Below are 6,165 nucleotides of genomic sequence, written 5' to 3'. Positions count from 1 at the left end.
CAACGGCCGCCAGATCGAAGTGCTGACCTCCGATCCCGCCTCCGACTGGCCGCTCTACGCCCAGGTCGGCCGCCAGATGCTCCAGCAGGAGAAGGTCGCGGCCCTGTTCGGCTGCTGGACCTCCGTGTCGCGCAAGTCGGTGCTGCCGGTGGTCGAGCAGAATGACGGGCTGCTGTTCTACCCGCTCCATTTCGAGGGCGACGAGAATTCCAAGAACGTCGTCTACGTGAACTCGCCGCCCGCCAGTTCCGTGCTGCCGGCGGTCGATTACCTGATGGGCCCGGACGGCGTCGGGGCGAAGCGGTTCTTCATGATCGGCTCGGACTACGTCTGGCCGCGCACGATCAACAAGCAGCTCAAGGGCTACTGGAAGAGCAAGGGCATCCCCGAGAGCGCGTGGCGCGAGGAATACGTGCCGTTCGGCTTCTCGAACTTCCAGACGCTGGTGAATCAGGTCCGCAGCTTCGCCAGCCAGCCGGGCGGCCAAGCGATCGTGGTGCTCACCGTCGTGGGCTCCTCGATCCCCGACTTCCTGCGCGAATTCGCCAACCAGGGCATCAGCGCCACCGACGTGCCGATTCTCGGCCTCGACATGGTGGAGGCGGACCTTGAGGGGCTCGATACCGCCAAGCTCGTCGGCCACCTGAACTGCTGGGCCTATCTCCAGGCAGCCAAGGGCGAGCGCAACCAAAAGTTCCTCGCCGACTGGGCCGCCTACGTGAAGGCCAAGAACGTCCCGTTCAGCGCCGACACGGTGATCGACCCGATGGTCTCAGCCTATGACAGCGTCAACCTCTGGGCGCTCGCCGCCGCCAAGGCCGGTTCATTCGCGGTGCCGGAGGTGCGCAAGGCCTTCGCGGGGCTCAGCTTCGACGACCCGTCGGGCTACACGCTGACCATGACGGGGGAGAACAACTACGTCTCCCGCGGCGTGTTCATCGGCTCGGTCAACGAGAAGCGCGGCTTCGACGTCCTCTGGCAATCCCCGGACGCCCCCAAGCCGGTCCCGTTCAGCCCCTATGGCTGATCGGCTCCGCGCGCTCCTGGCCCTCTGCTGTCTGGCGCTGCTGACGTTTCCGGCCTCCGCCGCGCCAATCGACCGGGCGGCCTTCGCGGCGGGTCTGTGCGGGGACGGCGCCGCGCAGGTCCGCGCGGCCGAGGGTCTCGCGCAAGCCGGCGGCGATCTGGCGGCCGACGACCTCGCCTATGCCGGCGGGCTCCTCGGCGCGCTGGCCGAGCGCCGTCTCGCCTGCCCGGCGGAGGGCGCACTTCTGCTCGACCGCCCGGGCGCATCCGAGGGGCGCGATGCGGTCAGCGGCGCGCCGCGTCCGGCCGCCGAGGCGCGCGCGCCGGTCCTCGGCCTACGCCAGCGCGCAGCCGTGGAGACCGCGCGCGGCACCGTCGCCCTGCTGACCGGCCCGGATCCGGCCGCCCGCGCCGCCGGTCTCGCGATCCTGGAACGGCGCATCGCCACCGTTCCGGCTTCGGTCCTCGACCGGGCGCGGGACGCGGAGACGGATGCCGGCCTGAAGGGGACGATCGCCGGTCTCGCCCAGGCCGCCGCCCTGTCGTCGCCCGATCCGGCCCGGCGCCGGGCGGCGATCGCCGCCGTGGCCGCGAGCCCGTCCGGGGCCGCTGAGGCGCGCCTCGCGGCGCTGAAGAGCGATCCGGCCTACGCCGCCGATCCGGCCTTCCGGGCGGCCCTCGATGCCGGCCTCGCGCAGGTCTCCCGCGCGGTGGCGATCGGCGACGGGCTCGCGGTCGTCTACAACGGCCTGAGCTTCGCCAGCATCCTGTTCATGGCGGCGGCCGGGCTCGCGATCATCTTCGGGCTGATGGGCGTGATCAACCTCGCCCAGGGCGAGTTCATCATGCTCGGCGCCTACGCCACCTACGGCGTGCAGGAGGCCTTCCGCCGCCTCGCCCCCGGCCTGCTCGACCTCTACCTGCTCGCCGCCATCCCGGTCGCCTTCGGGGCGGTCGCCCTGGTGGGCATCGGGGTCGAGGCGCTGATCCTGCGCCACCTCTACCGGCGGCCGCTCATGAGCCTGCTGGCCACCTGGGCGGTGAGCCTGTTCCTGGTGAACCTCGTCCGCGTGACGGTCGGCACCCAGAACCTGCAATTCGTCATGCCGGCCTATGTCAGCGGCGGCGTTCCCCTCTACGCCGACTTCGTGATGACCTGGAACCGGCTGTTCGCCATCGGCTTCGCGGCGGCGACCCTCGTCCTGACGCTCCTGATCCTGCGCCGCACGCCGCTCGGGCTCGACATCCGCGCCGTCACCCAGAACCGCGACATGGCGGCCTGCCTCGGCCTGCCGACCCGCCGGGTCGACCGCCTCGCCTTCGGGCTGGGCTCGGGGCTCGCGGGCCTCGCCGGGGTGGCGCTCTGCCCGATCTACAGCGTCAACCCCGGCATGGGCTCGGGCTTCATCGTCGACAGTTTCATGGTCGTGGTGCTGGGCGGCGTCGGCAGCCTCCTCGGGACCCTGGTGGCGGCCGTCGGCGTCGGCGGCGCCAACGTGCTGATCGAGCCGATCTCCGGCGCGGTCGCCGCCAAGGTGATCGTGCTCGTCGGCATCATCCTGTTCCTGCAGCGCCGGCCCGAGGGGCTGTTCGCCGTGCGGCGGCGGCGATGAGCGGCGCCGTGCAGACCGCCCTCGCCGCCCCCGCCGGACCGGGACGCCGCGCCGTGCGCGATCCCCTGGTCGCCGGCCTCGTCGGGCTCTGCCTCGCGGCCGCGGCTGGGCTCTTCGTGGCACCGCCCGCCCCGTATCTCGTCAACGCGGTGGGTCAGCTCGCCGCTTTCGCGATCCTCGCCGTGTCGCTGGATCTGGTCTGGGGCTATCTCGGGATACTCAGCCTGGGGCACGGGCTGTTCTTCGCCATCGGCGGCTATGTCTGCGCCATGCACCTGCTGGCCCACGGCGTGGCCGTGACCGGCGTGCTGCCGGACTTCGTGCAGTTCATGGGCTGGAAGAGCCTGCCGGCCTACTGGGCCGGCCTCGACAACGCGGCCTACGCCTTCGTCCTCGCCCTGGCGCTCGCCGGCCTCGTCGCCTTCGTGTTCGGGCTGGCCTCGTTCCGCTCGCGGGTCAACGGCGTCTACTTCTCGATCATCAGCCAGGCGCTCGTCTACGTCGCGATGCTGCTGATGTACCGCAACGATACCGGGCTCGGCGGCAACAACGGCATGACCGGCTTCCCGCTGCTGTACGGCTGGCCGATGGGCTCCCCCGGCGTCGTCACGGGGCTCGCCGTCGCCGCCCTCCTGACGCTGGCGGCGGTGCTGGCCGGCGCGCGGCTCCTCGTCGGCAGCGCGATCGGGCGGCGGATGCTCGCCTGCCGCGACGACGAGACCCGCCTGCGCACGCTGGGCTACAGCACCACCCGGCTCAAGCTCGGGATCTGGTGCCTCTCGGCCATGATCGCGGCGCTCGCCGGCATCCTGTACGTGCCGCAGGTCGGCATCATCAACCCGCGGGTGCTGGCGCCGGACCTGTCCATCGAGATCGCCGTCTGGGTGGCGATCGGCGGGCTGGGCCGGCTCGGCGGGGCGGTGATCGGCGCGATCCTGGTCAACGGCCTGAAGTTCTGGCTCAGCGCCGCGATGCCGGAGGCGTGGCCGTTCATCCTGTCGGGGCTGGTGCTCGTCGTGGTGCTGGTCCTGCCGAACGGCGTCCTCGACCTCGTGGGCTGGCGCCCGCGCCCGACCTGGCTGCGGGGCGCCCGATGACCGCCCTCACCATCGACGCCCTGACGGTCGCCTTCGGTCGCTTCACGGCCCTCGATGCCGTCTCGCTCGCGGTCGATCCCGGCGAGGTGCGGGCCGTGATCGGCCCGAACGGCGCCGGCAAGACCACCCTGCTCGACGTGATCTCAGGGATCACCAAGCCGGTCTCCGGCCGCGTGATGCTCGGCGACCGGATCGACCTGACCAAGCGCTCCGAGGCCGAGATCGCGAAGGCCGGCGTGCGGCGCAAGTTCCAGAAGCCCAGCGTCTTCCCCGCGCTCACTGTGCGTGAGAACCTGGAGATCGGCTGCGGGCCCGCGCTCCCCGCCCGCGAGCGGCCCGCCCGCATCGCCTCCGTCCTCGGCGAGATCGGCCTCGGACCCCGCGCCGCGGTGCCGGCCGGCCGCCTCGCCCACGGCGAGAAGCAGTGGCTGGAGATCGGCATGGTGCTCGCCGCCGAGCCGGCGCTGCTCCTGCTCGACGAGCCCGTGGCCGGGCTCTCCGACGCCGAGACCGCCCAGACCGCCGCGCTGATCCGCGCCTTACGCCGGCCCGACCGGGCGATCCTGGTGATCGAGCACGACATGGGTTTCGTCGAGGCCATCGCCGACCGGGTGACGGTGCTGCACGAGGGCCGGACCCTCTATGAGGGCAGCATGGCAGGCGCCCGCCACGACGCCCGGGTGATCGAGGTGTTCCTCGGCCGATGACGCAAGCGTGTGCATCTCCGCCCGCACGCCTCGCCGTCGAGGGGCTCGACCAGCATTACGGCAGCGCGCAGGTGCTGCGCGGCATCGCCCTCACGATCGAGCCGGGCGCCTGCCTCGCCGTGCTCGGCCGCAACGGCGCCGGCAAGACCACGCTGCTGCGCTGCCTCACCGGGCTGATCCCGGAAAGCCGCGGCCGGATCGCCCTCGACGGGACCGAGCTGACGCGCCTGTCGCCCGACCGGCGCGCCCGCTCGGGCCTGGCCTACGTGCCGCAGGGGCGCGAGATCTTTCCCGACCTGACCGTCGCCGAGAATCTGCGGGTGGCGGCCCGGGCCCACGGGCTGGAGCGGACCGACGCAATTGACGAGGCGGTCGGCCTGTTCCCGGCGCTGCGCGGCCTCTGGCACCGTCCGGGCGGCAACCTCTCGGGCGGCCAGCAGCAGCAGCTCGCCATCGCCCGGGCGCTCGCCACCCGGCCTCGCGCGCTCCTCCTCGACGAGCCGACCGAGGGCATCCAGCCCTCGATCGTCGCCGCGATCGAGGCGGTGATTGCCGGGCTCAAGGGCCGGATCACCGTGCTGCTCGTGGAGCAGTATCTCGATTTCGCCCTCCGGGTCGCCGATTCCGTGGTGGTCTTGTCCCGCGGCAGCGTCGTCGAGCGCGGCGATCCGAAGGTGCTGAACCCCGAAGCCCTCACCCGTCACATCGCCGTCTGACATCCGCAAAGGAGCCGCCGTGTCGACCCATCACGAGATCCCCGCGACGCCCGAGACCATGGTGCTCGGCTATTTCGACGCCGCGCTGCCGCCCGTGCTGACCGTGAAATCGGGCGACACCGTCACCCTGCACTCGCATCCGGCGGGCGGGCGCGAGTCGCTCCACCCCGACCCCGCCCGGGTGCCGGCCGACCTGCTCCACGCCCTCGACACCCTGGAGCGGGGCCCCGGCCCGCACTTCGTCACCGGCCCCGTCCACGTGGAGGGCGCCGAGCCGGGCGACATGCTGCAGGTCGACATCCTCGACCTGAAGTTCCGCCTCGACTGGGGCTTCGTGGCGATCCTGCCGCTGCTCGGCACCCTGCCGGACGAGTTCACCGAGTACGAGACCGTTCACGCCGACATCGACACCGCCCGCGGCCTCTGCCGCCTGCCCTGGGGCACTGAGCTGCCCCTCGACCCGTTCTTCGGCATCATGGGCACGGCTCCGCCCGCCGCCTGGGGCCGGGTCGGCAGCCCGGTGCCCCGTGCCTTCGGCGGCAACATGGACAACAAGGAATTGAAGGTGGGCACGACCCTCTACCTGCCGGTGTTCAACCCCGGCGGCGGATTCTACGCGGGCGACGGCCACGGCGTGCAGGGCGACGGCGAGGTCTGCATCACTGCCCTGGAGACCGGGCTGACCGGCACGTTCCGCCTCACCGTCCGCAAGGATCTCCCGGGCGCGTGGCCCTTCGCCGAGACGCCCACCGACCTGATGTCGATCGGCCTGCACGAGAGCCTCGACGAGGCGATGCGCCAAGCCGTGCGCGAGATGGTGCGCCTCGTCTGCGCACGCACCAGCCTCACCCGCAACCAGGCCTACATGCTGTGCTCGCTCGCCGGGAACCTGCGGATCACCCAGACGGTCGACGGCAACAAGGGCGTGCACATGCTGATGCCCAAGACTGCCCTCGCGTCGACGTCCGGGGCCGCCTGAGCGCATTCTCGGCTGATGCTGCCTCCC

General features: G+C 71.9%; 6 protein-coding genes. All 6 read left to right on the top strand.

What is annotated here, in order from left to right:
- Positions 1–1,027, top strand: a 1,027-nt coding sequence (locus I53_RS16980) for a transporter substrate-binding protein (RefSeq protein WP_043352719.1), incomplete at its 5' end; no start/stop codon positions are given.
- Positions 1,020–2,639: an urea ABC transporter permease subunit UrtB gene (gene urtB, locus I53_RS16975; RefSeq protein WP_043352717.1), complete on the top strand. Its 1,620-nt coding sequence runs from the start codon at positions 1,020–1,022 to the stop codon at positions 2,637–2,639. The genes I53_RS16980 and urtB, both read left to right, overlap by 8 nt.
- On the top strand, positions 2,636–3,736 hold the full coding sequence (gene urtC, locus I53_RS16970; RefSeq protein ID WP_043352714.1) for an urea ABC transporter permease subunit UrtC: 1,101 nt from the start codon (positions 2,636–2,638) through the stop codon (positions 3,734–3,736). Before urtB ends, urtC begins: the two co-directional genes overlap by 4 nt.
- On the top strand, positions 3,733–4,443 hold the full coding sequence (locus tag I53_RS16965; protein ID WP_043352711.1) for an ATP-binding cassette domain-containing protein: 711 nt from the start codon (positions 3,733–3,735) through the stop codon (positions 4,441–4,443). Before urtC ends, I53_RS16965 begins: the two co-directional genes overlap by 4 nt.
- Positions 4,440–5,159, top strand: coding sequence for an urea ABC transporter ATP-binding subunit UrtE (gene urtE / locus I53_RS16960; protein WP_043352709.1), 720 nt, complete (start codon positions 4,440–4,442; stop codon positions 5,157–5,159). The genes I53_RS16965 and urtE overlap by 4 nt, the downstream gene beginning before the upstream one ends.
- 19 nt (positions 5,160–5,178) lie before the next feature.
- A complete protein-coding gene (locus I53_RS16955; protein WP_043352708.1) occupies positions 5,179–6,138 on the top strand; it encodes an acetamidase/formamidase family protein in 960 nt (319 codons plus the stop codon).
- Positions 6,139–6,165: the final 27 nt, after the last annotated feature.

Source organism: Methylobacterium sp. B1 (assembly GCF_000333255.1).
GTDB classification, from domain to species: domain Bacteria; phylum Pseudomonadota; class Alphaproteobacteria; order Rhizobiales; family Beijerinckiaceae; genus Methylobacterium; species Methylobacterium fujisawaense.
This window is presented reverse-complemented; position numbering and strand designations above follow the sequence as displayed.

What these genes read in the sequence shown, in the direction of transcription:
- urtB (WP_043352717.1), top strand. Translation starts at nt 1,020, where the DNA reads ATGGCTGATCGGCTCCGCGCGCTCCTGGCCCTCTGCTGTCTGGCGCTG.
- urtC (WP_043352714.1), top strand. Translation starts at nt 2,636, where the DNA reads ATGAGCGGCGCCGTGCAGACCGCCCTCGCCGCCCCCGCCGGACCGGGA.
- I53_RS16965 (WP_043352711.1), top strand. Translation starts at nt 3,733, where the DNA reads ATGACCGCCCTCACCATCGACGCCCTGACGGTCGCCTTCGGTCGCTTC.
- urtE (WP_043352709.1), top strand. Translation starts at nt 4,440, where the DNA reads ATGACGCAAGCGTGTGCATCTCCGCCCGCACGCCTCGCCGTCGAGGGG.